Source organism: Mesorhizobium sp. B2-4-19, from assembly GCF_006441315.1.
Classification (GTDB): Bacteria; Pseudomonadota; Alphaproteobacteria; order Rhizobiales; family Rhizobiaceae; genus Mesorhizobium.
This window is the reverse complement of the sequence record NZ_VFUV01000004.1, coordinates 25,106-49,881: the sequence shown is the minus strand read 5'-3', so window position 1 is coordinate 49,881 and position 24,776 is coordinate 25,106. Positions and strand designations below refer to the sequence as shown.

21 protein-coding genes are annotated in these 24,776 nt (G+C 64.0%); 13 read left to right on the top strand and 8 right to left on the bottom strand.

Features of this window, described 5'->3' with window-relative positions:
- Nucleotides 1-33: 33 nt before the first annotated feature.
- Nucleotides 34-1,038 carry a helix-turn-helix domain-containing protein gene (locus FJ546_RS08705; protein WP_140888966.1) on the top strand — a complete coding sequence of 335 codons (1,005 nt, stop codon included), beginning with the start codon at nt 34-36 and terminating at the stop codon, nt 1,036-1,038.
- 45 nt (nt 1,039-1,083) lie between these two features.
- Here the strand turns inward: FJ546_RS08705 and FJ546_RS08700 are convergent, their stop codons facing one another.
- The gene (locus FJ546_RS08700) at nt 1,084-3,222 is read right to left on the bottom strand and encodes a pentapeptide repeat-containing protein (protein WP_140888965.1); all 2,139 of its coding nucleotides are present in this window, start codon (nt 3,220-3,222) and stop codon (nt 1,084-1,086) included.
- A gap of 183 nt (nt 3,223-3,405) precedes the next feature.
- Nucleotides 3,406-3,957 carry a sugar O-acetyltransferase gene (locus tag FJ546_RS08695; RefSeq protein WP_140888964.1) on the bottom strand — a complete coding sequence of 184 codons (552 nt, stop codon included), beginning with the start codon at nt 3,955-3,957 and terminating at the stop codon, nt 3,406-3,408.
- Nucleotides 3,958-4,096: 139 nt separating this feature from the next.
- Between FJ546_RS08695 and FJ546_RS08690 the strand changes: the two genes are divergently transcribed.
- Nucleotides 4,097-4,558 carry a DUF4126 domain-containing protein gene (locus tag FJ546_RS08690; protein WP_140888963.1) on the top strand — a complete coding sequence of 154 codons (462 nt, stop codon included), beginning with the start codon at nt 4,097-4,099 and terminating at the stop codon, nt 4,556-4,558.
- Nucleotides 4,555-5,931, top strand: coding sequence for an FAD-containing oxidoreductase (locus FJ546_RS08685; RefSeq protein ID WP_140888962.1), 1,377 nt, complete (start codon nt 4,555-4,557; stop codon nt 5,929-5,931). Before FJ546_RS08690 ends, FJ546_RS08685 begins: the two co-directional genes overlap by 4 nt.
- Nucleotides 5,932-5,934: 3 nt before the next feature.
- Here the strand turns inward: FJ546_RS08685 and FJ546_RS08680 are convergent, their stop codons facing one another.
- Nucleotides 5,935-6,387, bottom strand: coding sequence for a MarR family transcriptional regulator (locus FJ546_RS08680; protein WP_140888961.1), 453 nt, complete (start codon nt 6,385-6,387; stop codon nt 5,935-5,937).
- A gap of 172 nt (nt 6,388-6,559) precedes the next feature.
- Between FJ546_RS08680 and FJ546_RS08675 the strand changes: the two genes are divergently transcribed.
- The 3 genes from FJ546_RS08675 (at nt 6,560) to FJ546_RS08665 (ending at nt 11,431) form a co-directional block, all read left to right on the top strand.
- A complete protein-coding gene (locus tag FJ546_RS08675; protein WP_140888960.1) occupies nt 6,560-8,926 on the top strand; it encodes a membrane-bound PQQ-dependent dehydrogenase, glucose/quinate/shikimate family in 2,367 nt (788 codons plus the stop codon).
- Nucleotides 8,927-9,089: 163 nt separating this feature from the next.
- Nucleotides 9,090-10,265, top strand: coding sequence for an MFS transporter (locus FJ546_RS08670; RefSeq protein ID WP_140888959.1), 1,176 nt, complete (start codon nt 9,090-9,092; stop codon nt 10,263-10,265).
- Nucleotides 10,266-10,375: 110 nt separating this feature from the next.
- Entirely contained in the window at nt 10,376-11,431 is a 1,056-nt protein-coding gene (locus tag FJ546_RS08665; protein ID WP_140888958.1) for a succinylglutamate desuccinylase/aspartoacylase family protein, read from the top strand.
- 1 nt (nt 11,432) lies between these two features.
- On the opposite strand, the gene FJ546_RS08660 is transcribed toward FJ546_RS08665, so the two are convergent.
- Entirely contained in the window at nt 11,433-12,203 is a 771-nt protein-coding gene (locus tag FJ546_RS08660) for an isocitrate lyase/phosphoenolpyruvate mutase family protein (protein WP_140888957.1), read from the bottom strand.
- 320 nt (nt 12,204-12,523) lie between these two features.
- Here FJ546_RS08660 and FJ546_RS08655 point away from each other — a divergent pair, with 320 nt between their 5' ends.
- On the top strand, nt 12,524-14,713 hold the full coding sequence (locus tag FJ546_RS08655; protein ID WP_140888956.1) for an anthranilate synthase: 2,190 nt from the start codon (nt 12,524-12,526) through the stop codon (nt 14,711-14,713).
- Between the two features lie 5 nt (nt 14,714-14,718).
- Nucleotides 14,719-15,666, top strand: coding sequence for a cation diffusion facilitator family transporter (locus FJ546_RS08650; protein ID WP_140888955.1), 948 nt, complete (start codon nt 14,719-14,721; stop codon nt 15,664-15,666).
- A 373-nt stretch (nt 15,667-16,039) separates the two neighbouring features.
- Here FJ546_RS08650 and FJ546_RS08640 read toward each other — a convergent pair whose 3' ends face one another.
- Nucleotides 16,040-17,143: a hypothetical protein gene (locus FJ546_RS08640; RefSeq protein WP_140888954.1), complete on the bottom strand. Its 1,104-nt coding sequence runs from the start codon at nt 17,141-17,143 to the stop codon at nt 16,040-16,042.
- Between the two features lie 94 nt (nt 17,144-17,237).
- Here FJ546_RS08640 and FJ546_RS08635 point away from each other — a divergent pair, with 94 nt between their 5' ends.
- The 4 genes from FJ546_RS08635 (at nt 17,238) to FJ546_RS08620 (ending at nt 20,057) form a co-directional block, all read left to right on the top strand.
- A complete protein-coding gene (locus tag FJ546_RS08635) occupies nt 17,238-17,675 on the top strand; it encodes a DsrE family protein (protein WP_140888953.1) in 438 nt (145 codons plus the stop codon).
- Between the two features lie 61 nt (nt 17,676-17,736).
- Nucleotides 17,737-18,519: an SDR family oxidoreductase gene (locus tag FJ546_RS08630; RefSeq protein WP_140888952.1), complete on the top strand. Its 783-nt coding sequence runs from the start codon at nt 17,737-17,739 to the stop codon at nt 18,517-18,519.
- 64 nt (nt 18,520-18,583) lie between these two features.
- The gene (locus tag FJ546_RS08625; protein ID WP_140888951.1) at nt 18,584-18,892 is read left to right on the top strand and encodes a putative quinol monooxygenase; all 309 of its coding nucleotides are present in this window, start codon (nt 18,584-18,586) and stop codon (nt 18,890-18,892) included.
- Between the two features lie 67 nt (nt 18,893-18,959).
- On the top strand, nt 18,960-20,057 hold the full coding sequence (locus FJ546_RS08620; RefSeq protein ID WP_140888950.1) for an AbrB family transcriptional regulator: 1,098 nt from the start codon (nt 18,960-18,962) through the stop codon (nt 20,055-20,057).
- Nucleotides 20,058-20,082: 25 nt separating this feature from the next.
- Here FJ546_RS08620 and FJ546_RS08615 read toward each other — a convergent pair whose 3' ends face one another.
- The gene (locus FJ546_RS08615) at nt 20,083-20,970 is read right to left on the bottom strand and encodes a LysR family transcriptional regulator (RefSeq protein ID WP_140888949.1); all 888 of its coding nucleotides are present in this window, start codon (nt 20,968-20,970) and stop codon (nt 20,083-20,085) included.
- A 147-nt stretch (nt 20,971-21,117) separates the two neighbouring features.
- Between FJ546_RS08615 and FJ546_RS08610 the strand changes: the two genes are divergently transcribed.
- Complete coding sequence (locus FJ546_RS08610; RefSeq protein ID WP_140888948.1) at nt 21,118-22,650, top strand: MFS transporter; 1,533 nt, start codon at nt 21,118-21,120, stop codon at nt 22,648-22,650.
- A 34-nt stretch (nt 22,651-22,684) separates the two neighbouring features.
- Here FJ546_RS08610 and FJ546_RS08605 read toward each other — a convergent pair whose 3' ends face one another.
- Nucleotides 22,685-23,461: an alpha/beta hydrolase-fold protein gene (locus tag FJ546_RS08605; protein WP_140888947.1), complete on the bottom strand. Its 777-nt coding sequence runs from the start codon at nt 23,459-23,461 to the stop codon at nt 22,685-22,687.
- Nucleotides 23,462-23,465: 4 nt separating this feature from the next.
- Complete coding sequence (locus tag FJ546_RS08600) at nt 23,466-24,632, bottom strand: ATP-grasp domain-containing protein (protein ID WP_140888946.1); 1,167 nt, start codon at nt 24,630-24,632, stop codon at nt 23,466-23,468.
- Nucleotides 24,633-24,776 lie beyond the last annotated feature (144 nt).

The window sequence follows — 24,776 nt, the reverse complement described above, 5'->3', positions numbered from 1 at the left end:
GGGACAAATCCAACCTCCGAACCGGAAACGCCCATGACCGCCCCGATCATTGCCGCCCTCGCCTTCGACGGCATCAGCCCGTTCCACCTTTCGGTGCCTTGCCTGGTGTTCGGCGCCGACCGCACGAGGCTCGGCCTGCCGCGCTTCGACTTCCGTGTCTGCGGGGTCGAGCAAGGCATGATCCGGACCGATGCCGGGCTGAGCATCCTTGTCCCGCACGGTCTGTCCGCGCTCGACGATGCCGACATCATCATCATCCCGAGCTGGAAGGATCTCGAAGCCCCGTTGGCCAGTCCGCTTAACGAAGCGCTCGATCGCGCGCACCGGCGCGGCGCGCTGATCGTCGGCCTGTGCCTCGGCACCTTTGCCATTGCCGCCGCCGGCCTGCTTTCAGGCCGGAAGGCGACCACGCACTGGGCCTATACAGACCAACTGCGCGCCCTGCACCCCGACATCTCGGTCGATGCCGACGTGCTCTATGTCGATGATGGCGACATCGTCACCTCCGCCGGTGTCGCTGCCGGGCTGGATTGCTGTCTGCATATCGTGCGCGCCCGCTATGGCGCGGAAGCGGCACTGCGGCTCGCCCGGCACGTCGTGCTCTCACCGCACAGGCAGGGCGGGCAGGCGCAGTTCATCGAACGCCCCGTGGCAAAGAGCGCGAAGGCCGATCGCTTCGCCCAGGCGCTTGACGCGGTGCGCGCGACACTCGGCGAGACACATAGCCTCGACAGCGTCGCCGAGGCCGCTGGCTTGACGCGGCGTACCTTCACCCGCCGCTTCCAGAAATCGATCGGCACCAGTTTTGGCGACTGGCTGACCAGCCAGCGCATCGAACTGGCGCAGCGCCTGCTGGAAGCGACGGAAAAATCGATGGACATCGTGGCCTTCGAGGCCGGCTTCGGCAGCGCCACCTCGCTGCGCCAGCATTTCGCCGCAAGGCTGAGGACATCACCGGCGCAGTATCGGCGCGAATTCTCCAGGCGGGACGAGCATTACGTGAACGCGTTGGTTGAGGGGATCAATCTTCCAAACTGAGAGGCTTCATACTGACTTGGTCGCGGCGATGCCAATGATAGAAGCTTACTGGAAAATTTCTTCCGCCACGAACAGAGCAGGATCGAGAACCGCTCTAAAGGAAGCCGCCAACCGCCGAAAGGAAGCAGAGCCGTCGCCGTTTGGCTTCCAGTCCGGTGCCCAATCGTGCAATCGCGCTAGGGCGTCGTCGCCGACACCTATGGCGCCAGGGCATGTTCCCATCTCAAGTCCATCGAGGATGTGGACAGCAATGCCATGGCGCTGACTGTACATACTCGTAATCGAACCCTTAGAGGAAGGTTCAAAGTGATCCCGAAGCAAGCCTCTTGTTAAGGGTGCGTCGTTTTGGCAGGCGAGGTCTGCAAGATAGTTGGCACGATTTGTGAGATAGCTGGCATCATTTGGGGGGTTATGAGCGGCTTGAAAATTATCCCAGAACCTTTTGGCATCTTTGCCCAGCGAATCTTTCGGATCAGGTTGATCGGGATCGAGCACCGCGAGACTAGCTACGATTGCTCCCCGGGTTTCTTCGATTGTGACACTGTCCATCGCTTGCGCCACCACCCGAGCATATGCTTCGGAGTCAGACTTTGCTATCTCTCCGTTTGGTAATCTAAATTTTGTCTGCCATGAAATCTGAGAACTGGTAACGAACTCGAAGTTCTCTGGCATAGGGGCTCTTATCCGCCAGACCAATGCATTATCTAGTTTCGCCCCAGTAAAATCGGTATGCAGAAATGATGCCCCTTGAAGTTCAGCACCGAAGAGCATCGCACCTCTAAGCTGAGCCCAATCAAGATTGGCAGCTTCAAGGTGCGCCATGCCTAAAATCGCCCCTTCAAGCTTGGACTCATACAGTGACGCCCCTTGGAGCCAAGCGTGGTCGAGCAATGCTCCCCGAAGGTTGGCGCCTTCAAGCGATGCTCCCTGGAGCGCTGCGCCACTCAGTGATGCCCCCTGAAGATCGGCAGATTGAAATTTAGCGCCCTGTAACCGCGCGCGTTGGAAAATCACCCCCTGAAGCTCGGCCAGTTCAAATGAAGCACCTCGTAATTTGGTGCAATCTGAGATGTCCTGATCGTCGCTTTTTCCGGTCCGGCCGCACCCAAACCTGGCACCTCCAAGTTTTGCTCGGTCGAGGATTGCTTCATCCATGAATGCGTCCGTAAAATCGGCCTTGCGCAGATCCGCGCGAATGAGCACGGCTTGTTCCAGATGCCGACCACGAAACGACTGTGTTGTCTCGGTGTTCTTCAGCGCATCGTCGCCGAGGTCCACAAAATGCTGACCAGTCAATACAAGCCGGTTAGAAAACCAGCTGTTGGATCGTCCATCTACTTCGTTGGTGCTTCCCTCAAACAGATAGCTCCTGAGCATTTGGATGCCGAGACCGCTCGACTGATACATGCGTTCACCGGGGAAGGTTGCGATGATGATAGAAATCCAGAGCATCGCGATGGCGCAAACGTATGTCGCCAATTGGAATGGGGTGCGCCAAGACCTGATCGGACGGCCAAGCACAAGTGGCCACAATAATCCGATCAAACCGAGATCAGCGACGATCAACAGCCGATGGACCCATGTTACCGCCCAATTGTGATAGGGGAGGAACTGCAGCTGAATCAGCGAAAGCAGCAGGACCGGGCCGACAATGACTGTGATCAAAACGGTTGCAGTCAGTGCCAAATATATGATGCCGGCACGATTTGCTTTGGGTGGAACAAGCATCTGCACCAAGAGAAAATTGGGCAACTGCATCCGTAGGCTGTCTTCGATCGCTTGTCCTTCGTCGACGTCGGGAAGCCCTCGCAGCCCAAGCTTCGTCAATCTTTCCCACTCGCGTATGTTGTCACCAGCGAATTTCAGATGCAGCAACAAATAGGCATGTAAAACAAGAAAGAGGATCGGAGCTATCCAGAAAAAAGCAACCAGCGGGAGCTTGATGTTGATGATCGGCAGTTGCAACGGCTCTTCAAGAAAAAGCATCCGATGGGTAACCGAACCGATAGCGATCGCCAGATAAGCACTGAGCGAAATGAAGCTGATCCACAGCCCGCGCGCCATGCTGGCCGCACTATCCAAGGCGCTGCGTGCTGCGCCTATGTCATTAGCTTGCCTCCTAAGAGTTTCTGCTCGATCGATCTCTTCCTCGCCGGAGTGTTCGTTTAAGGGTAACGAATTCAACGAGCTTCCCCCTGATGCTAGTTGCTTTCGAGCGCGCTCACTGTAATATTATTTATCGACTTTTCAATCCTATAACTTCATCAATTCAATATCTTACTTCTACAGATCGCAGCTTGGCATTCCAAGCCATTATTTTCCCGTAGAGTGCACAGAAAATAAAGACTACGAGAAACCCAGCGTGACCTATCCGGGGGCCCGCGCCGGATTGCCGACCACGATGGTGTTGGCGGGAACGCCGCGCGTCACCACCGCGCCGGCGCCGACGATGGCGCCCTCGCCGATGCTGACACCGCCAAGGATGACCGCGCCGCCGCCGATCCAGGCATGGGCGCCGATCTCGACCGGCCTGGCGATCTCCAGCCCCGCCTGTCGCCCAACACCTTCCTTGTGGTGCTCGGCGCAATAAATCTGCACATTGGGCCCGAGCAGCGTTCCCTTGCCGATGCGCACGGCTGCCGTGTCGAGAATGGTGCAGCCGGCGTTGAGGAAGACGCCATCGCCGAGAACGATGTTGAAGCCATAGGCGCAGTGGAACGGCGCCTCGATGCGGGCGCCCTCGCCCACGCCGCCGAGCAATGCCTTCAGGCCCGGCCCGAGATTGCCGCGCTGCCTTGGCGGCAGGCAATTGTGCTCGAACACCGCGTCGCGCGCGAGGGCACGCAGCGCCTCCAGTTCGTCATCGAGGCAAGTGTACCATTCGCCGGCCGCCATCTTCGTGCGCTCGCTTCCAGCCATGGCGGGTCCCCGATTGACGTCCTTCCAAAGCACAGTCGCGGCCAGCAGAAAAGCGCCAATCCAAGTACTGGCCAAATATCCGACCTATGGTAGCCTGCCGTCTCGAGGCCGCCCTGGCCTGGTGATCGAGGGGATCAACATGCTCTATCTTCTTGCACTTCTGATCGGCGTCATCGCCGGCCTGCGCGCCATGACCGCGCCCGCCGCGGTCGCCTGGGGCGCCTATCTCGGCTGGCTGCCGATTGCCGGCACCTGGGCAAGCTTCATGAGCCATTGGGCCGCTGTCGGCATCTTCACCATCCTCGCAATCGTCGAGCTGGTCACCGACCAGTTGCCGTCGACGCCAAGCCGTAAAGTGCCGCAACAGTTCGGCGCCCGCATCATCATGGGCGCCTTCACCGGCGCGGTGATCGGCGCGACAGGCGGCGCCACCATAGGCGGCCTGATCGCCGGCGCCATCGGCGCGGTCATCGGCACGCTGGGCGGCGCCGAAGCGCGCGGCCGACTGGCAGCCGCCTTCGGCAAGGATCAGCCCGCCGCCTTCATCGAGGACGCGGTGGCGATCATCGGCGGCCTGCTGATCGTGGCGGCGGTGGCATGACGGCAAGAACTTTCGACGCCATCATCATCGGCGCCGGCCAGGCCGGCACACCGCTCGCCGGCAGGCTGAACGCAGCCGGCATGAGCGTGGCGCTGATCGAGCGCAAGCTGGTCGGCGGCACCTGCGTCAACACCGGTTGCATCCCGACCAAGACGATGGTGGCGAGCGCCTACGCCGCGCATCTGGCGCGGCGCGCCGCCGACTACGGCGTGACGCTCAGTGGCCCTGTCGGCGTCGACTATGCCAAGATCAAGGCGCGCAAGGACAAGGTTTCGGGCGCCTCCCGCACCGGGCTGGAAACGTGGATCGCCGGCATGGACAAATGCACGCTCTATCGCGGCCATGCGCGCTTCGAATCCGCCAATAGGGTGCGCGTCGGCGACGACCTTCTGACCGCCGGAAAGATCTTCCTCAACACCGGCGGGCGCGCTTCCGTGCCTGATTTGCCCGGCATCCACGACATCGACTATCTGACCAATTCCTCGATGATGGATCTCGATGTCCTGCCGCGCCATCTGATCGTCGTCGGCGGCAGCTACGTCTCGCTCGAATTCGCGCAGATGTTCCGCCGTTTCGGCAGCGACGTCACCGTCATCGAGAAGAGCGCGCGCCTGACCGGCCGCGAGGACGAGGACGTTTCGGCCACCATCCTGTCCATCCTCGAAAACGAAGGCATCACGGTCCATGTCGGCGCCGACGACATCGGCTTCGCCAAACAGGGCGACGATATCGCCGTGACCTTCTCGACCGGCAAGCCGCCGGCCGTCGGTTCGCATGTGCTGCTGGCGCTTGGCCGATCGCTCAACACCGACGATCTCGGCCTCGACCGAGCCGGGGTCGCCGTCGACAAGCGTGGAGTCGTTATCGTGGACGACCAGTTGCGCACCAGCGTCCCAGGCATCTGGGCGATGGGCGACTGCAACGGCAAGGGCGCTTTCACCCACACTTCCTACAATGACTACGAAATCGTCGCCGCCAATCTGCTCGACAACGACCCGCGCAAAGTCAGCGACCGCATCGAGGCCTATGCGCTTTACATCGACCCGCCGCTCGGCCGCTGCGGCATGACCGAGGCGGCGGTGAAGAAATCCGGACGCCGCGCGCTGGTCGGCCAGCGGCCGATGACCCGCGTCGGCCGCGCCGTTGAAAAAGGCGAGACGCAAGGCTTCATGAAGATCCTCGTCGATGCCGACACGCGGCAGATCCTCGGCTGTTGCGTGCTCGGTCCCGGCGGCGACGAGGCAGTGCATTGCGTCCTCGACCTAATGTATGCCAAGGCGCCGGTCGACACGCTGGCGCGCGCGACGCACATCCACCCCACTGTCTCGGAACTGCTTCCCACGATTGCCCAGGAGCTGAAGCCGCTGGTCTGAGATCTATTCGACGACCTCCGGCCCGCTCAGCTTCGCCTCCAGCCGGCCGAGCAGAAGCATGGCGCCGCTCAGTTCAGCGTCGCCGACATCGCTGAGCAGGTCGGCGCGCAGCACTGCCAGCAGCCGCTCGATCTCGGTCACGCGGCTGCGCCCTGCATCGGTGAGCGACAGGATCTTGGCGCGTCGGTCGGCCGCATCCTCGGTGCGCGTCACCAGCCCCTCTTCGACCAGCAGATCGACGATGCGCACCAGCGACGGCCCCTCGAAGCCGAGATGATCGGCGAGCACGCCCTGGCGCTGATTGTCGCCCAGCCGCGACAGCATCACCAATGGCATGGCGGTGGCATGCGACAGGCCGCAATCGTCGAGCGCCTTGTCGGCCGCGCGCCGCCACAGCCTGGCGACTGATATAACGAGTTGGCCAAATCTGGCTCGATCCAGGTCTTGCTTGGGCATGGTGAAAAAGATAACATGCTATCTATTAGGTTGCGATAAAATTCTTTTCCCTGGCGAAGCCCCCGTCGCCAAAAACCGGAAGCCGACGACCGAGCTCCAAAGGTCGCCCTGACGGCCCTTTTCGGCCGCCGCGACCGCGAGGCATCGCGACCGGAAAAGCGTGAGGACCGACATGTCAAACCAAGATTCCAACAGCTCCGGCGGCATCTGGCTGCTTGTCCTTTTCGGCCTGGTGCTGATGATCATCGGCCTGCCGCTGCTCTATGGCGGCGTCCAGCTCATCGGCCTTGGCGGCTCCTGGTATTACGCGCTGGCCGGTGCCGGCATCATCATCTCAGGGTTCCTCTTTGCCTTGCGCCGCCGCGCCGGCTTCTGGCTCTACATCCTCATTTTCCTCGCCACCATTGCCTGGGCGTTGTGGGAGGCCGGATTGAACTTCTGGCCGCTGGTGCCGCGACTGGTCGCGCCGGCGGTGCTTGCGGTGATCGCTCTCCTCCTGGCGCCGCTGTTCCCGTCGTCCAGCGGTGGCAAGCGTGGTCCCTTCACCCTTGCCGGCATCCTCATGTTCGGCCTGGTCGCCACCGCCGCCTATGCCTTCCAGCCGCATGGCGTCATCCGCGACACGGTCGCCGCCAGTCAAGCGCCGGCGCCTGCCGTCGCGACCGCCTCCAGCACCGACTGGCGTCATTACGGCCGCACGGCCGCCGGCACCCGCTACGCGCCGATCGGCCAGATCAACAAGAACAATGTGAAAGACCTCAAGGTCGCCTGGACCTTCCGCACCGGCGATGTCCCGGCCAAGGGCGCCGAGGACCAGAACACGCCGCTGCAAATCGGCGACACCGTCTACACCTGCTCTTCGACAAATATCGTCAATGCACTCAACGCCGAGACCGGCGAGCCGCGCTGGAAATTTGACCCGAAGGCCTCGGCGCCGCTGTGGCAGCGCTGCCGCGGCGTGAGCTACTACCAGCCCGCGGCTGATGCGGCCGCCAGCGGCTCCCCAGCCGCCTGTGCCGGGCGCATTGTCATGACCACCATCGACGCGCGGCTGATCGAGATCGATGCCAGGACCGGCCAGCCCTGCGCGGATTTCGGCCAGGGCGGCACCGTCGACCTCAAGCAAGGCATGGGCGAGGTCAAGGCCGGTTTCTATTTCCAGACCTCGGCTCCGACCGTCATGCGCGACCTGATCATGGTCGGCGGCTGGGTCTGGGACAATGTCGAGACCGGTGAGCCATCCGGCGCCATCCGTGCCTTCAACGCCAGGACAGGCGAGTTGGTCTGGGCCTGGGACCTCGGCAACCCCGCCATCACCAAACTGCCGCCGGAAGGCCAGAGCTACACGCGCGGCACGCCCAATGTCTGGTCGACGCCGAGCTATGACGATGCGCTTGGCCTCGTCTATTTGCCGACCGGCAACGCCACGCCCGACTTTTTCGGCGCCGAACGCAGCAAGGCGGCGGAGGACTACACCGCTTCGGTCGTCGCGCTCGACATCGCCACCGGCCGCGAACGCTGGAAATTCCAGACCGTGCATCACGATCTGTGGGACTACGACCTTCCCTCGCAGCCGGCGCTCTATGACGTGCCCGACGGCAAGGGCGGCAAGGTGCCGGCGCTGATCCAGGTGACCAAGCGCGGCCAGATCTTCATGCTCGACCGCCGCGACGGCAAGCCGATCGCCGAGGTCCAGGAAAAGCCGGTGCCGCAGCATGGCGGCGCCAAGGAGGACTTCCTTTCGCCGACCCAGCCCTATTCGGTCGGCATGCCTTCGATCGGCGATCAGCCATTCACCGAGGCCAGCATGTGGGGCGCCACGCCGTTCGACCAGCTCTACTGCCGCATCGGTTTCAAGAGGCTGCGCTACGAGGGCGAGTTCACGCCGCCGGGCCTGACGCGCTCGCTGCAGTTTCCCGGCTATTATGGCGGCATGAACTGGGGCGGCGCGTCGATCGACGAGGCCAATGGCATTCTGATCGTCAACGATATCCGCATGCCGCAATTCGTCGAATTGCTGCCGCGCGCCGTGGCTGACAATTACGGTCCCTCGGCCGCGCATGATGGTCTGGGCACGCAGCTAGGCACGCCCTATGGCGCGCTGAAGAACGGTTTCATGTCGCCGCTCGGCGTGCCTTGCCACCAGCCGCCCTACGGCACGATCAGCGCCATCGACCTGAATACGCGAAAACTCGTCTGGCAGATACCGGCCGGCACGCTGCAGGACACCGGCCCGCTCGGCACGAAGACCGGCCTGCAAATCCCGATCGGCATGCCGTCGCTCGGCGGCCCGGTGACCACGGCGGGCGGCCTTGTCTTCTATGCCGGCACGCAGGACTATTATCTGCGCGCCATCGACGTCGCCACCGGCGAGGAGCTTTGGAAAGGCCGCCTGCCGGTCGGCGCGCAGGCAACGCCGATGACCTACGCCTCGCCCGAAAGCGGCCGCCAGTTCGTCATCGTCTCAGCGGGCGGGGCGCGCCAATCGCCCGACCGTGGCGACTATATCATCGCCTATGCCTTGCCGAAGGCGCCATGATCCGGACGTTCCTCCGCGGATGATCGACAAACGGGACGCCTCGGCGCCCCGTTTGCCGATCTGCCCCTCGCTTTCTGCATTGCTGCATTGCAGCGATAGACATTGCGCCCGGTAGGGATGCTCGCGCAGTCTGAGAATTGAACCGATTCAGTCTGGACACCCCATGCCTCTGCCGATCCTTGCGCTTGCCATTGCGTCCTTCTGCATCGGCACCACCGAATTCGTCATCATGGGCCTGCTGCCGGAGGTCGCCGCCGACCTTCGCGTGTCGATCCCTTCGGCCGGCCTGCTGGTCACAGGCTATGCGCTCGGCGTCGTCTTCGGCGCGCCGATCGTCGCCATGGCCACCGCGCACCTGCCGCGCAAGCCGGTGCTGGTGGGGCTGGCGGCGTCGTTCGTCGTCGGCAATCTGTTCTGCGCCATCGCGCCTGACTATTGGACGCTGATGGCGGCGCGTGTCTTCACCGCTTTTGGCCACGGCGCTTTCTTCGGCATCGGCTCGGTCGTTGCCGCAAGCCTGGTGCCGCGCAACAAACGCGCCAGCGCCATGGCGCTGATGTTTGCCGGCCTGACGCTTTCCAACATTCTGGGCGTTCCCGCCGGCACGGCGCTTGGCGAAGCTTTCGGCTGGCGCTCCACATTCATCGCCGTGGTCGGCATCGGCCTGATCTCGGTCGCTGCCATCGCCTGGCTGGTGCCGTCGGATGTCACGGAGCCGAGCGGCGGCGGCCTGCGCGGCGAGTTGCGGGTGCTGGGCAGGCTGCAGGTCTGGCTGGCGATGCTGATCGCCTCTCTGGCCTCGGCCAGCCTGTTTGCCGTTTTCACCTACATAAAACCCTACCTCACCGACGTGTCCGGCCTGTCGACCTCTGCGGTCACCTGGGTGCTCCTGCTGTTCGGCGTCGGCATGACGATCGGCAACATCATTGGTGGGCGGCTGGCGGACTGGAAGCTGATGCCGACCGTCATCGGCACGCTGCTGTTGATGGCGGTGCTGTTCGTCGGTTTCACACAGTTCGGCGCGATTGCCAGCGTCGCCATCGGCATCGTCTTCCTTTGGGGACTGCTCATCTTCGTCGTCGTGCCGCCGCTGCAGATCCGCGTCGTCGAGGCCGCTTCCGAAGGACCGAACCTTGCCGCCACGCTGAACCAGGGCGCCTTCAATGTCGGCAATGCCAGCGGCGCCTGGATTGGCGGCGTGGCGCTTTCGGCGGGTGTCTCCTACGCCCACCTGCCGCTGGTCGGCGCGGTGCTTGCCTTGCTGGCGGTAACCGTCGCGGTGCTGTCGCAGGCGCTGGACAGGCGCGCGCCTGTCCCGCTCCAGGCTGCAGCCGAATAGACGTCCATTCACCAAGAGGACGGAAATCTTGCGCCCATAGCGCGGCCGACTGGACCAATCGACAGCGATATCTCAAATGGGCATGTCTTCTCGCTCCAATGGAGGAAGTCATGCAGAAATCGATCGAACGCATCGCCGGCGACAGCGAGGGCGTTTCCTACGAATTCCCGGTGTTCCGCTTCGCAGGTAGCGACAAGACCGCGCCCTCGGCCTATCTGCAGGCCGCCCTCCATGCCGGCGAACTGCCGGGCGTCGTCGCCATCGACGCGCTGATGCCGGCGCTGAACAAGGCCGCTGCCGAAGGCCGCATCAAGGGCGACATCACCATCGTGCCCTGGGCCAACCCGATCGGCCGCGCGCAATATCATTTCGGCGAGCATCAGGGCCGCTTTCACCTGGGCACCCGCACCAATTTCAACCGCGCCTTTCCGCTGCTTGCCGCGCCCGACGCCAAGCTCTTGCCCGACACCAGCTTTGGCGGCGCCGACCAGCGGCTGAAGTCCCGCCTGGTGCAGCTGTCGCTCGGCCACGACATCGTGCTCGACCTGCACTGCGACGACGAGGGCCTTGCCTATCTCTACATCCACACCAGCCTGTGGCCGGCCATGGCCGATTGCGCCGCCGCCATGGGCGTCGATGCGGTGGTACTGTGGAGCGAGGACACTGACGGCACCTTCGAGGGCGCCTCGATCATGCCCTACCAGAACGTTCCCGCCGAGGTGGCGCAGTTCGACCGGCGCGTCGCTGCCACGGTCGAATATCGCGGCATCCTCGACGTCGATGGCGCCCTGGCCCAAGCCGACGCCCAAGGGCTCTACCGGCTGCTGGTGGCGCGCAGTGTGATCGTCGACAGCGCGCTGCCCGCGCCCGGCCCATTCAAGGGCGTCGTCGCGCCATTGGAAAATATCGACATGATGCCGGCGCCACGGGCCGGCGCTGTGCTCTATGACGTGAAGCCCGGCGACCGCGTCATCAGGGGCGATCGTCTCGCCACCATCGTCCACGCGCCGGGCGAAACCGATGGCCGCGCGGAAGTGTTCGCGCCGCAGGACGGCATCATCCTGACGCGTCGCTCGCGTCGCATCATCCGCGCCGGCGAGGATCTGCTGAAGCTGGTCGGCGACAGGAAGAGCGCCGATGCCAGGTCGGGTACGCTGGAGGACTGACCTAGCCCGAGATCGCCAGCCGCGCCTTGGCTTCCAGCCATTCCGCCATTTGCCGGTATGGCACCGGACCATGGCTGACGCGGGCGACGCCGAGTTCGGCCAGCCGCTGGCGCGGCGGCACATGCGCCAATGCGATGATGTTGACCGGCAGCACTGATGCCTTGCACAGCGCCTTGATGAGACCCTCGTCGCCAAGGCCCGGCGCAAAGAAACCGCTCGCTCCGGCCTTTTCATAGGCATGCGCCCGCTCGATCGCCAGGTCGAGCAGCGTCTTGTCATGCGCATCGGGCTTGGCCTTGAGGAAGATATCGGTACGGGCATTGAGGAAGGCCGGGATACCCGAGGCCTTGACGGCGGCCGCGGCCGCTTCGACCCGCTTCACCTGGACGGCGATGTCGTGCAGGCCGGTGCCGCCGACGACCTGGTCCTCGAAATTGAAGCCGACAGCGCCGGCCTGCAAGGCGCGTGTCACGGTCCGGGCGACGACTTCCGGTTCGACGCCGTAGCCGCCTTCGAGATCCATGGTCACCGGCAGATCGACCGCCTGCACGATGCGCCTGATGTTGTCGAGCGCCAGTTCCAGCGGGATCTTCTCGCCATCGGCATAGCCGAAGGCGGCCGCAACCGGCCAGCTTCCGGTGGCGATGGCCTTGGCTCCTGCTTTCTCGACGATCTTGGCCGAGCCCGGATCCCAGGCATTGTAGAGAACGATCGGGTTGCCCTTGACGTGAAGGGAATGAAACGTCCGCGCGCGCTGGGCCTGGTCGGTCATGGGTGTTTCCCGTCTTGGTATCGTTGGAAGTCCAGCCTAGCCGGGACCGCCGGCCCTGGCGATGTGCCATGAGCCCGGGAAGCGGCGGCCACCGGACGGACCTTTCAAACCTGTTGCGCATCGGGTTTTTCACCGCTATGGATTTCGCCATGAACATGCGTTCGACCAAGACCATTTGGTGGTGGGCCTGCTGACGGCGGCCTGTTCGAACGCGCGTGCGTGAAAAGAGAGGGTGGCCGCAACGGAAAGTCCGGGCGGCCATTTGTTTTTTAAAAGCCAGTCCCGGGTCCGTTGCCCCAACAAAGCTGATGGAGACGGCAATGACGATGAAGGTTCTGGAAAACGGCGCTGAAAGTTTCGTGACCGCGGGTGGCATCACCATTGCGCGTGAGCGCCACGACCGGCCCTATGCGGGGGCGATCGACGCCTATGTCGATGGCTTGAATTCGCGCCGGGGCGCGGTGTTTTCCTCCAACTACGAATATCCCGGCCGCTACACGCGATGGGACACCGCCATCATCGATCCGCCTTTGGTCATCTCCGCGCGCGGCCGCGCCATGCGCATCGAAGCGCTGAACCACCGTGGCGAGGCGCTGTTGCCGGTCATCTGCAAGACGCTGGGCGGCCTTGCCGACATCACCATCGCAGAGACGACGAAGACGCTGATCCGCCTCGACGTCGCCAAACCCGGCCGCGTCTTCACCGAGGAGGAGCGCAGCCGCGTGCCTTCGGTCTTTACCGTGTTGCGCGCCATCACCGCTTTGTTCAAGACCGACGAAGACGCCAATCTCGGCCTCTATGGCGCCTTCGGTTACGACCTCGCCTTCCAGTTCGACCCGGTCGACTACAAGCTCGAGCGCAAGCCGAGCCAGCGCGACCTGGTGCTGTTCCTGCCCGATGAGATCCTGGTCGTCGACCACTATTCGGCCAAGGCCTGGACCGATCGCTACGACTATTCAGGCGAGGGATTTTCGACCGAAGGCCTGCCGCGCGACGCAATCGCCGAGCCGTTCAAAACCGCCGACCGCATCCCGCCGCGCGGCGACCATGAGCCGGGCGAATATGCCAACCTTGTGCGGCGCGCCATGGACTCGTTCAAGCGCGGCGACCTGTTCGAGGTCGTGCCCGGCCAGATGTTCTACGAGCGCTGCGAGACCCAGCCCTCCGAGATTTCGCGCAAGCTGAAATCGATCAACCCCTCGCCCTATTCCTTCTTCATCAATCTGGGCGAAAACGAATATCTGATCGGCGCCTCGCCCGAAATGTTCGTGCGCGTCAACGGCCGCCGCGTCGAAACCTGCCCGATCTCCGGCACCATCAAGCGCGGCGACGATGCGATCTCGGATAGCGAGCAGATCCTGAAACTGCTCAATTCGAAGAAGGACGAGTCCGAGCTCACAATGTGCTCGGACGTCGACCGCAACGACAAGTCGCGGGTCTGCGAGCCGGGTTCGGTGCGCGTCATCGGCCGCCGCCAGATCGAGATGTATTCGCGCCTGATCCACACCGTCGACCACATAGAGGGCCGCCTGCGCGAAGGCATGGACGCCTTCGACGCCTTCCTGTCGCATGCCTGGGCGGTCACCGTCACCGGCGCGCCGAAACTGTGGGCCATGCGCTTCATCGAGCAGAACGAGAAGAGCCCGCGCGCCTGGTATGGCGGGGCGATCGGCATGGTCAATTTCAACGGCGACATGAACACCGGCCTCACCTTGCGCACCATCCGCATCAAGGACGGCATCGCCGAGGTGCGCGCCGGCGCGACATTGCTCTTCGACAGCATTCCCGAGGAAGAAGAAGCCGAAACCGAACTGAAGGCATCCGCCATGCTCTCCGCCATCCGCGACGCCAAGATGGGCAATTCCGCCAGCACCGAGCGCACCACCGCGCGCGTCGGCGACGGCGTCAACATCCTGCTCGTCGACCACGAGGACTCTTTCGTCCACACGCTGGCCAACTACTTCCGCCAGACCGGCGCCAATGTCTCGACCGTGCGCACGCCGGTGCCGGAAGAAGTCTTCGAGCGGCTGAAGCCGGACCTCGTCGTGCTTTCGCCCGGACCGGGCACGCCGAAGGATTTCGATTGCGCCGCGACTATCAGACGAGCGCGCGCCCGCGACCTGCCGATCTTCGGCGTCTGCCTGGGCCTGCAGGCGCTGGCCGAAGCCTATGGCGGGGAACTGCGCCAGCTGCACATTCCCATGCACGGCAAGCCCTCGCGCATCCGCGTCTCCAAGCCCGGCATCATCTTCTCCGGCCTGCCCAAGGAAGTCACCGTCGGCCGCTACCACTCCATCTTCGCCGATCCGGTGCGCCTGCCCGATGATTTCATTGTCACGGCAGAGACGGAGGACGGCATCATCATGGCCTTCGAGCACCGTAAGGAGCCGATTGCCGCCGTGCAGTTCCATCCGGAATCGATCATGACGCTCGGCCACAATGCCGGCATGCGCATCATCGAGAACATCGTCGCTCATTTGCCGCGCAAGGCGAAGGAAAAGGCAGCCTGACCTCGATGGCCGAAGCCGAGAACACGATGGCGATCGCAGCCAGGGAGGCCGCGAAGCGCAAGGTCGCCAACCTTGCCTTCTGGTCGATCGTGGTCGCCTTTGTCGTGCTCGCGCTGAAGCTGGCCGCCTGGTACATTACCGGCTCGGTCGCGCTTTATTCGGACGCTCTGGAATCGATCGTCAACGTCATTGCCTCGGCCGCCGCCTTCTGGGCGATCCAGGTCAGTTACAAGCCGGCCGACCAGGATCACCCGTTCGGCCATCACAAGGCGGAATATTTCTCGGCGGTGCTCGAAGGCGTGCTGATCGTCGTCGCCGCGCTTTTGATCCTCAACGAGGTCTGGCGCTCCTGGCAAGCGCCGGCGCCCCTGGAACGGCCCTGGAACGGCCTTGCCGTCAACGGTATCGCCACGCTGATCAACGCCTTCTGGGCCTGGACGCTGATCCGCGCCGGCCGGGCCGAAAAGTCGCCGGCGCTGGTCGCCGACGGCAATCACATCATGACCGACGTCGTCACCTCGGTGGGCGTCTTCGGCGGCCTGGTCGGGGCAATCCTGACCGGCTGGCAGATCCTCGATCCGGCGCTCGCCGTCATCGTCGCGCTCAACATCCTGTGGCAGGGCTGGCATGTGATCGGCTCGTCGATGAATGGCCTGATGGACCGTGCCGTCGACACGCAGGAAAACATGCGCATCCGCGACGTCATCTCGGCCAATTGCAAGGGCGCGCTGGAGGTGCATGACCTGAAAACCCGCATCGCCGGCCGCGCCACTTTCATCGAGTTCCATCTGGTCGTCGACGCCGACATGTCGGTCGGCGCCAGCCACGTCATCTGCGACCGGATCGAAGACGCGCTGAAAGCCGAAATCCCCTCGGTGCGCGTCACCATCCATGTCGAGCCCGACGACGAGGCCAAGCTGCCGAAGGGCACGACGGCGGTGCCGTTTGCGTGAGGCAATCCTCGGTCACGACCTTGGAATTGGCCAAAGCGTCTCGACTTCGTCATCCACGGGCGGAGAAGGAACGAAGCTCCGTCGCGGAGACTCGAGGATAACGAAGCGACAGGCCTACCTCGAAAACTTCTGCGTCGACAATTCGGCGTTATCGGCCCTCTAAGACCGCCTCGACAAAATCATCGTCAAGCGGTCCAGTCGGACGGACGAGCCAGTCCCAATCCTGTGCAAGCGGTTCGAGAACGACCGCTCGGCCTTCGCGACGGATTGCAACCTCGCCAGTTTCGAAACGGTATTTCTTCGGCATGCGTACTGCTTGCGAGCGCCCGCATCAAAAGACCTTTGCCTTATCCATTCGCCTCTCCAGTGACGATCAAGGCGCGCAGGCCGATTGCGGCATTGGCTCCAGCCGATAGACCTTGTCGTCCGACTTCGTCTTGCCGTCCGCTGCCTTCGAGCAGAGATCGACGATCGCCAGGCTGCTGTTGGGGTTGGCCAGCATCATCGTGCCGTTGGCGCCGCGCTTGAGGAAGATTTCCTTCTGCGCGATGTCGCAGGAGAAATCGCTCATCTTCGAGCTTGCCGCGCAGCGCCACTGATCGGCCTCGCCCTGGCAGGAATAGGTCTGCGTGACCTTGCCGGACTTCAGCCGCGTCGTGACCGAGACGGCGATGTCGGCGCTGTCAGGCCAGTTGGCGATGTCGCCGCCCGAAGCGAAGGACGCCAGTTCCACCGGCCCGCGGAAAACGCGGATCGACTGCGTCAGTTGCTCGGGATGCGAAGCCAGATGCGCCGCGTCATAGTCGCGGCCGTAGCAGAAGACCTGGTCAGGCTTCAGCCGCTCGCGCAGCGGCGGGCCGAGCGCCGGATCGATCGGGTCGATGCGCGCGAACTCGGCCTTGCAGGTCGCGGCCGGCATCGGGTCGAGGTGGAAATTGTCGTCCTCCGAGCCCAGCGCCTGCCTGTCATATTCGGCCTTGCCGAGTTCCTCTTCCGATCCGGCATCGAGATAGAGGTCGGCCGAGACATCGGTGACAATCAGGCGGCCTTGGTCATCGACCTTCAGCGAGGCCATGGTGCGGTCGCAGTCCATGCCGCAACGGATCGGCCCTGATGTGCCGTCCTCGGATTCATGGTTGCACCAGCCGCCGGCCCATTGCGGCGCCTTGGCGCCACGCACCGTCGTGGTGAGAAAGCCATTGTAGGACGTGTCGGCATTTGCCGCTGGCTCTTCGTTCGGCTGGCTGACCGGGTCATGGCCATAGTAGAAGAAGATCCGTGCCACCTTCTGCTTCGGATGCGCCTTGAGATGGGCCCCGTCATAGGCCCGGCCGAAACAAACGTCCGCCCCGTTCGGGCTGAGCTCCCTGAGCTTGAGCGCGTCGGCGGCGACGGCCGTGCCCGTCAGCAAGCCAAGCAGCACGACCCCAAATCCGGCGCCCGCGACTGTCTTCCATTCCCCTGCCCTGAACGTCATGTGACCTCTCCTCGCATCGACAGACGCAGCGTCAATTTATGCTAGTATTGCGGCCGCAGCCACGCAAATCGCGGTAAGATCTGAGGAGGATGCCATGCGCCGACGCGACATGTTCAGCGCGGTTCTTGCCGGGACCGCAACGCTTCTCGGCCTGCGGGCCGCGCAGGCGGCGGCCACGGAAACGCCACGGCTGAAGGTCGCCTATCATCTGAGCGATATGGACAAGGTCAACTTCGTGCTCGGCAACATCAAGAACCACTATGAGGGCACCGGCGGCAATGTCGACATCGTGCTGGTCGTGCATGGCCCGGCCCTGGCGAGCTTCAAGTCGAAGGGCATATCGGCCGCTATCTCCGGCCGCTTCGCCGGCCTGGTGCAGCAGGGCCTCGAGCCGCAAGCCTGCGGCAACACCATGCGGGGCATGGATATTTCGCTCGCCGACCTGCTCGACGGCTTTCATGCCGCCGACAAGGGCGGCGTCGTCAAGCTCGCGGAACTGCAAAGCCAGGGCTATGCCTATCTGCGCCCCTGAGGCTTGAACACCGGGGTGCCAAAGGCCTACGAAGGGCGGCAGACATCCCGGAGGAACAACCGTGCCAGCCACCAACACGCTCAGCATTCCCGATCTCGCCGGCAAGGCGGTGCTGGTCACCGGCGCCTCGACCGGCATCGGCGCGGCACTCGCGCTGGCCTACGCCGCGCAGAAATCCAGGGTGGCGCTGCATTACAATTCGAGCCGCGAGGCCGCCGAGAAACTCGCCAAGACCATTGCCGACAGCGGCGGCGAGGTGTTCCTTGTCCAGGGCGATTTTTCCGTCCCCGCCGACGTCGAACGCGTCGTCGAGGACAGCGCCCAGCATTTCGGCCGCCTCGACGGGCTGGTCAACAATGCCGGCGGCATGCTCGGCCGCGTGCCCTATGCCGAACAGACCGAAGCGCATTACGATGCTGTTATGGACCTCAATGCGCGTTCTGTGCTGACCGCTTCGCGCAGGGCGATACCGTGGCTGAAGAGGCAGGGCGGCTTCATCGTCAACACCTCGTCCATTGCCGCGCGCAATGGTGCCGGAGGCGGCGCCGGCCTCTACGGCTCGGCCAAGGCCTTCGTTTCCAATGTGACGCGCGGCATGGCCAAGGAGCTGATCGGCTTCGGCATCCGCGTCAACGCCGTGGCGCCCGGCACGATCCTGACACCCTTCCACGAGCGCTATTCGACCGAGGAGCAGATCAAGGGCATGGTCGCCACCATTCCGCAGGGCCGCGCCGGCACCGCGGAAGACTGCGTCGGCGCCTATCTGTTCCTCTCGTCGGACCTGCTGAGCGGCTACATCACCGGCCAGGTGATCGAGGTGAATGGCGGCCAGTTGATGCCGTGACCGGCTATCTGCATACTGACGGTCCGCGTACTCTTGTCGAAGATTTTGAAGGGGAGACAGCTGAATGTACGGACTGATCGGCAAGATGCGGGCGGCGCGCGGCCAGCGCGACGCGGTCATGGACGTGCTGCGCGCCAGCACCGGCGCCCTGCCGGGCTGCCTGAGCTATATCGTCGCCACCGACCCGGCCGACGCCGACGCGATCTGGGTGACCGAAGTGTGGACCGACCAGGCAAGTCACAAGGCCTCGCTGCAGCTTCCGGAAGTCCAGGCGGCAATAGCCAAGGCGCGACCCTTCATCGCCGGCTTCGAGTTCCAGGTGGAGACCAACCCCGTCGGCGGCTTCGGGTTGCCTGACGGCAAGAAAGGCTGAAGCCTTCGGGCAGCTTTTTCAGCACGGCGGGGTTCGCATCGCCGTGCTTCGCGTCTAAGACCGAAACATGGATTCCTCGGCGCAGCCTCCCGACCAGCCGGCCATCGAGCGCATGGCGCGGATGGGCAAGCCCTGGCAATGGATGGTCCTGCTCACCATCTCGGCCCTTTTTGCCGGCGCGCTCGAACTCGCCGCCCTGCCGGCGGCGTTGCTGATCGGGCCGATGTTGGCAGCCATCACCGCCGGCACCAATGGCGCCACGGTGCGGGTGCCGCGCCTGCTGTTCGGCTCCGCCCAGGCCATTGTCGGCTGTCTCGTCGCCGCGTCGATCTCGGCCGACATCTTTCCCGTCTTTTATACCGAGTGGCCGCTGTTCCTGGGCGTCGTGATTGCGACAGTCGCGGCCTCCAGCCTGCTTGGCTGGCTGATCAGCCGCTGGCGCATCCTGCCCGGCACCACCGCCGTCTGGGGCTCCTCGCCGGGTGCAGCTACCGCCATGGTGCTGATGGCCGGCGCTTTTGGCGCCGACCAGCGCCTTGTCGCCTTCATGCAGTATCTGCGCGTCATCTTCGTTTCGATGACGGCGGCAATCGTCGCCAAAATGTGGGTCGACACATCGGGAATCGAAATCCCGCCGATCATCTGGTTTCCGCCGATCGATGTCCAAGCCCTCGCCGCCACGTCAGGCATCGCGCTGGTCGGCGGTTTGGCGGGAAAGCTGTGCCGGCTGCCTTCGCCCTTCTTCCTCGGCACCTTCATCTTCGGCGCCGTCGTCCATCTCGGCCTTGATGTCGAGATGCAGCTGCCGCCCTGGCTGCTGGCAATCAGCTACGCCATGGTCGGCTGGTCGATCGGGCTGAACTTCACCAGGCCGATCCTGCGCCATGCGACACGTGCTCTGCCGCAGATCATCGCCTCGATCGTGGCGCTGATCGCCTTTTGCGGCGGGCTCGCCTTCCTGATCAGCCATCTCCTGGGCATCGATCCGCTCACCGCCTATCTGGCGACCAGCCCCGGCGGCATGGACAGCGTGGCCATCATCGCCGCCGCGGCGCAGCACGTCGACATCTCCTTCGTCATGGCGCTGCAATCGGCGCGCTTCCTGATCGTGCTGCTCGTCGGCCCGAGCGTCGCTCGGCTGGTTGCCAGAAGCATCAGGGACTGACAGGCCACTCTTCACCGCCGGCCACCTATCGCGCCGCCGCAAGCCGCTCGGGAAGGAAATCGACGAAGACGCGCACCTTGGGCGACAGATGGCGATTGGAGGGCCACAGCATCCGGAACTGACCACGACCGTCGATATGATCGTCCAGCACGGTGCGCAGCCTTCCGTCCAGCAGCGCCTCGCGGACCAGGAAATCGGGCATGCAGGCGATGCCGAGCCCGGCGATCGTGGCACCCTTCAAAGCCTCCATGTTGTTGCAGGTCAGCTTCGAGCGTATCTGCGGTTCGGCGCTTCCGGTGATGAATGGCCACTCCAACAGCCTGCCGCTGTTGAGAAAGCGGAAGTTGATGCCGAAATGCCGGACGAGATCCTCCGGCTCCCCGGGCGTGCCGTGGCGGTCGAGATAGGCGGGCGCCGCGCACAAAAGCATGCGAAAGGGTGCGACGGGTCTCGACACCAATCGTGAATCGGGCAGTTCGCCGCTGCGGATCGCGACGTCGATGCCTTCCTCGATGACGTCGACGATGCGGTCGTTGAAATCGATGTCGAGTTCGATCTCGGGATAGCGGGCCATGAACTCCGACAGCACCGGCAAAAGCAGATGGTAGGTGACGATCGGCGTCGAGACGCGCAGCCGCCCATGCGGCGTCTCCCGTGTCCGCGACAGCATCGCCTCGGCATCGTCGATGTCGTCGAGAATGCGCCGCACCCGCTCGTTGAACAGCCTGCCCTCTTCCGTCAGGCCGACGCGCCGCGTGCTGCGCTGCAGGAGCCGCACGCCGAGTTCCTGTTCGAGCCTTGCGACGCTTTTGCCGACGGCGGAGGCCGAGATGCCAAGCGCCCGGCCGGCGGCGATGAAACTGCCGAACTCGGCGGTGCGGGCGAAGGCCAGGAGGCCGCTGAGACGATCCATCATAGTCTTCCATTCGAGCGTTTCAGTCCAGTATATCAGGAGATATAACACCATTTTTCCGGAAAGGCCGTCGACCTATCTTGTCGTTGCGACCGGCGGCGCGCCCCACGCGCATGCCGGCGGATGCTGCTTCAGATAGGAAAATCCATGACCTCGAAGACCACAACCGGCCCGGCCGAGCGATGGCTCGTGCTCTTGTCGGTATGCCTTGCCGCGATGACCATGCCCTTGACCTTCACCGGCCCGGCCGTCGCGCTCTCCCGCATCGCGGCCGATCTCGGCGGCAGCCCGATCGCGCTCAACTGGGTGACGAACGCCTTCATGCTGACCTTCGGCGCCAGCCTGATGGCGGCTGGAGCGCTGGCCGACAACCACGGCCGCAAGCGCATCTTCCTCGCTGGCCTCTGCCTCTATGTCCTGGCGTCGCTCGGCGCGATGCTGGCGCCCGGCATCGTCTGGTTCGACATCTTCAGGGCAGCGCAAGGCATCGGCAGCGCCCTGGCCTTCGCCGGCGGCGCCTCCGCACTTGCGCAGGAATTCGAAGGGCCGCTGCGGCTCCGCGCCTTCTCCTTCCTCGGCACCAGTTTCGGCATCGGGCTGGCCTTCGGTCCGATCGCCTCCGGCCTGATCATCTCCGCATTCGGCTGGCGGTCGATCTTTGTTCTGGTGGCAGTGCTGGCGATCGCCTCGGCACTGCTGGGCCTGCGCACCATCCGGGAATCGCGCGACCCGGATGCGACCGGCCTCGACTGGGCGGGAGCCGGCACTTTCACGATCGCCCTGGTTTTGCTGACCTATGGCGTCCTGCAGGCGCCGCAGAGCGGTTGGGCCGACCCCATCGTCATTGCCCTGATTGCGGCGGCCGCCCTGTTCTTCGCCGCATTCGTTATCGTCGAGCGGCGCGTGCGCAGGCCGATGCTCGACCTCACGCTGTTTCGCTTTCCCCGCTTCGTCGGCGTCCAGTTCCTGGCGGCGGCGCCCGCCTATGGCTTCGTCGTCCTGCTCGTGCTCTTGCCGATCCGCTTCATCGGCATCGAGGGGATGGGCGAGATCCAGGCCGGGCAGTTGATGATCTGCCTGTCGGGGCCGCTGCTGATCCTGCCCTTGCTTGCCGGCCAGCTGGCGCGCTGGGTCGCCCCGGCCACGATCTGCGGCGCGGGCCTGCTCATCGCCGCCGCCGGCCTCGTCTGGCTGAGCCTGACGCCGACGGTCGCCCTCGCACTGGCGGCGCCGCTGGCGCTGATCGGCATCGGCATCGCCTTGCCCTGGGGGCTGATGGATGGACTTGCCGTCAGCGTCGTGCCTAGGGAGCGCGCCGGCATGGCGGTCGGCATCTTCAACACCACGCGTGTTGCTTGCGAGGGCGTGGCGGTGGCGATCGTCATGGCGACCCTGTCGGGCCTCACCGCGGCACAGCTCGCCGCTCAGGGTGCGTCTTCCAGGGACGCGGCCATCGCCGCGCAGCTGCTGGTCACCGGCAATGTCGGTGAAACGGCGCAGCATCTGCCGACAGCCAACGCCGCCTTCCTGGTCCAGGCCTATGAGACGGCGTTCGACAGGCTGCTGATCGTGCTGGCGGCGATCACCATCGTCACCGCCCTTGTCGTCTTCCTCGGCCTGCGCCGCGGATCGGCGGCGGAGCACAAAGCCGTCCCGCTACAGGCATGCCAGGAAGGGTAGACGTCAGCCATCCGCAGCTGAATATCAATGCACCTTAGTCCAGCCTGTGCATCAGATCATCATCCAGCCAGCGGCCGAAGAAATAAGCCAGTTGCCTGTGCCACCACGGCCAGTCATGGCTGACGTCGCCGCCCCAATAGTCGACCCAGGCGGGAATGGATTTGTCGCGCAGGATCTGTTCCAGCTGGCGCGTCTCGACCAGCATGCGTTCTTCCCAGGCGCCCTGCCCGCAGCAGAAAATCAGCCGCAGCGCCTTCAGCCGGGCCAAAAGCTTCGGATCAACGATGCCGGGCAGGTAATCGAGCGGCGAGTTGTAGAAGATATCGCCCTCCAGCGCCTTGCCGAAGAAATCGCGGGCCGAATAGACCCCCGACAGCGAAATGACGCCGCTGGCCAGTTCCGGAAAGCGGAAGACGAAGTTCGACGAATGGTAGCCGCCCATCGAGCAGCCTGAAAACAAGGGCTTCAGCTTGCGCCCGCCATTGGCGGCCGATGCGGTGGACAGGATTTCCGGCAGCGCCTCCTCGCGCACATAGCGGAAATAGGCTTCGTGGCGGCCGATGCGATGCGCGGCGTCGGCATGCTTGTCGAAGAAGGATTCCGAATCGATGCCGTCGACCGTGAACAGCTGGATACGGCCGGTGTCGATGAACTCGCCAAGCGCGCCGACGCCACCGGAATCCTCGAACTGGTAGAACCGCCCCTGCGAGGTCGGGAACACCACCACGGGCCGGCCGGCATGCCCGTAGCGCTTGTATTCCATGTCGCGGCCGAGCTTGCCGGAGAAATGCTTGTGATAGGAGATGTCCATCGCCTCAGGCCTTTTCCGCGTGGATATAGGCGACCGCCTCGCGCAGTTCCGCCTGATCCTTCGAGCGCATCTGATAGGCGTAATTTCCCATGGCGCGGCTGAAAACCTCTTCGATGGCCTGATGGTGGACGATCTTGTCGCGGTGCGCCGCTAGCACGTCCTCATGGCTGTGCAAATAGTGGAGGTGCCGCTTGCGACTGGCATAGGCGGTGAAATACTTGCCCTTATAGGGCCCGCCGGCGGCATCCTTGACCACCATGTCGGCCCATGCCGCGTAGACGTCGATGTCGAACGTGTAGTTGATGGCGTCGGTCATCCAGGCGCCGGGCGGCCGCATGTTGACCTCCAGCGCGATGATCCGGTCGTCCCTGGTCTCGAACAGCTCGATGTGGAAGAAGCGCTCGCGCACGTCGAACGCCTTCAGGATCTTGCGGCCGGCCTGCTCGACCGCTGGCCTGATATGGGGAAAGCAGGTGTAGCTCATATGGCGGTCCTTGTTGACCACCTCCATGACGCTCTGGTCGTAGCGGTGGCTGGCCGCCAGCACCACCTCGCCGTCGCGGTTGACCAGCCCGTCATAGGTCACCACCAGCCCCTCGATGAACTGCTCCATGACGAAGGTCACGTCCTCGGGCTTGTCCCGGAAGAACTGGTCGAGCTCCCCTGTGTTGGAGATCTTGAAGGTATTCGAGGCGCCCGAGCCGCTGTCGGGCTTCACCACCACGGGATAGCCGACGCGGCGGATGAAGGTCATGGCGCCGGCGCGGTCGGAGCATTTGCGCTGCGCGATGATCTCGACGCCGCTCTTGCGGAAGAAGGCGCGCATGCGGCTCTTGCGCTTCAGGTTCTTCACGAAATCGAGCTTGGTGCCGTAGATGTTGAAGTCGGTGCGGATGTTGGCTTCCAGCTCCAGCCAGTGCTCGTTGAGCGATTCAAACCGGTCGATGCGGCCCCATTTGTGGACGAAATGCCCCATCGCCCGGAACACCGGATCGTAATCCTCCATGTCTGCGACGCGGTAATATTCCGAAAGCGCTGCCTTCAGCCTGCCGTCCAGCACGTCATAGGGCGCATCGCCAATGCCGAGCACGGTGGCGCCGGCCTTCTTCAGCCGGTCGCAGAAATCGGCGCCGTTGCTCGGAAAATGCGGCGAGAAGAACACGAAATGCATCGACAACCCCCTCATGGCGGCGACGCACCGCAGCCCGCCGGCGCTCAAGTCTGGCGCATTTGCGGCGCCTGGGGAAGAGCACCCGCATTTGGGATAATGTTCAACGGATTCAGCCCCCGCTTGCCTCTGCGGGGGCGCTCCTGT

Coding starts and splice junctions, on each gene's coding strand:
- FJ546_RS08705 (WP_140888966.1), top strand. CDS start 34: ATGACCGCCCCGATCATTGCCGCCCTCGCCTTCGACGGCATCAGCCCG.
- FJ546_RS08695 (WP_140888964.1), bottom strand. CDS start 3,957: ATGGCTGGAAGCGAGCGCACGAAGATGGCGGCCGGCGAATGGTACACT.
- FJ546_RS08690 (WP_140888963.1), top strand. CDS start 4,097: ATGCTCTATCTTCTTGCACTTCTGATCGGCGTCATCGCCGGCCTGCGC.
- FJ546_RS08685 (WP_140888962.1), top strand. CDS start 4,555: ATGACGGCAAGAACTTTCGACGCCATCATCATCGGCGCCGGCCAGGCC.
- FJ546_RS08680 (WP_140888961.1), bottom strand. CDS start 6,387: ATGCCCAAGCAAGACCTGGATCGAGCCAGATTTGGCCAACTCGTTATA.
- FJ546_RS08675 (WP_140888960.1), top strand. CDS start 6,560: ATGTCAAACCAAGATTCCAACAGCTCCGGCGGCATCTGGCTGCTTGTC.
- FJ546_RS08670 (WP_140888959.1), top strand. CDS start 9,090: ATGCCTCTGCCGATCCTTGCGCTTGCCATTGCGTCCTTCTGCATCGGC.
- FJ546_RS08665 (WP_140888958.1), top strand. CDS start 10,376: ATGCAGAAATCGATCGAACGCATCGCCGGCGACAGCGAGGGCGTTTCC.
- FJ546_RS08660 (WP_140888957.1), bottom strand. CDS start 12,203: ATGACCGACCAGGCCCAGCGCGCGCGGACGTTTCATTCCCTTCACGTC.
- FJ546_RS08655 (WP_140888956.1), top strand. CDS start 12,524: ATGACGATGAAGGTTCTGGAAAACGGCGCTGAAAGTTTCGTGACCGCG.
- FJ546_RS08650 (WP_140888955.1), top strand. CDS start 14,719: ATGGCCGAAGCCGAGAACACGATGGCGATCGCAGCCAGGGAGGCCGCG.
- FJ546_RS08640 (WP_140888954.1), bottom strand. CDS start 17,143: ATGACGTTCAGGGCAGGGGAATGGAAGACAGTCGCGGGCGCCGGATTT.
- FJ546_RS08635 (WP_140888953.1), top strand. CDS start 17,238: ATGCGCCGACGCGACATGTTCAGCGCGGTTCTTGCCGGGACCGCAACG.
- FJ546_RS08625 (WP_140888951.1), top strand. CDS start 18,584: ATGTACGGACTGATCGGCAAGATGCGGGCGGCGCGCGGCCAGCGCGAC.
- FJ546_RS08620 (WP_140888950.1), top strand. CDS start 18,960: ATGGATTCCTCGGCGCAGCCTCCCGACCAGCCGGCCATCGAGCGCATG.
- FJ546_RS08615 (WP_140888949.1), bottom strand. CDS start 20,970: ATGGATCGTCTCAGCGGCCTCCTGGCCTTCGCCCGCACCGCCGAGTTC.
- FJ546_RS08610 (WP_140888948.1), top strand. CDS start 21,118: ATGACCTCGAAGACCACAACCGGCCCGGCCGAGCGATGGCTCGTGCTC.
- FJ546_RS08605 (WP_140888947.1), bottom strand. CDS start 23,461: ATGGACATCTCCTATCACAAGCATTTCTCCGGCAAGCTCGGCCGCGAC.
- FJ546_RS08600 (WP_140888946.1), bottom strand. CDS start 24,632: ATGCATTTCGTGTTCTTCTCGCCGCATTTTCCGAGCAACGGCGCCGAT.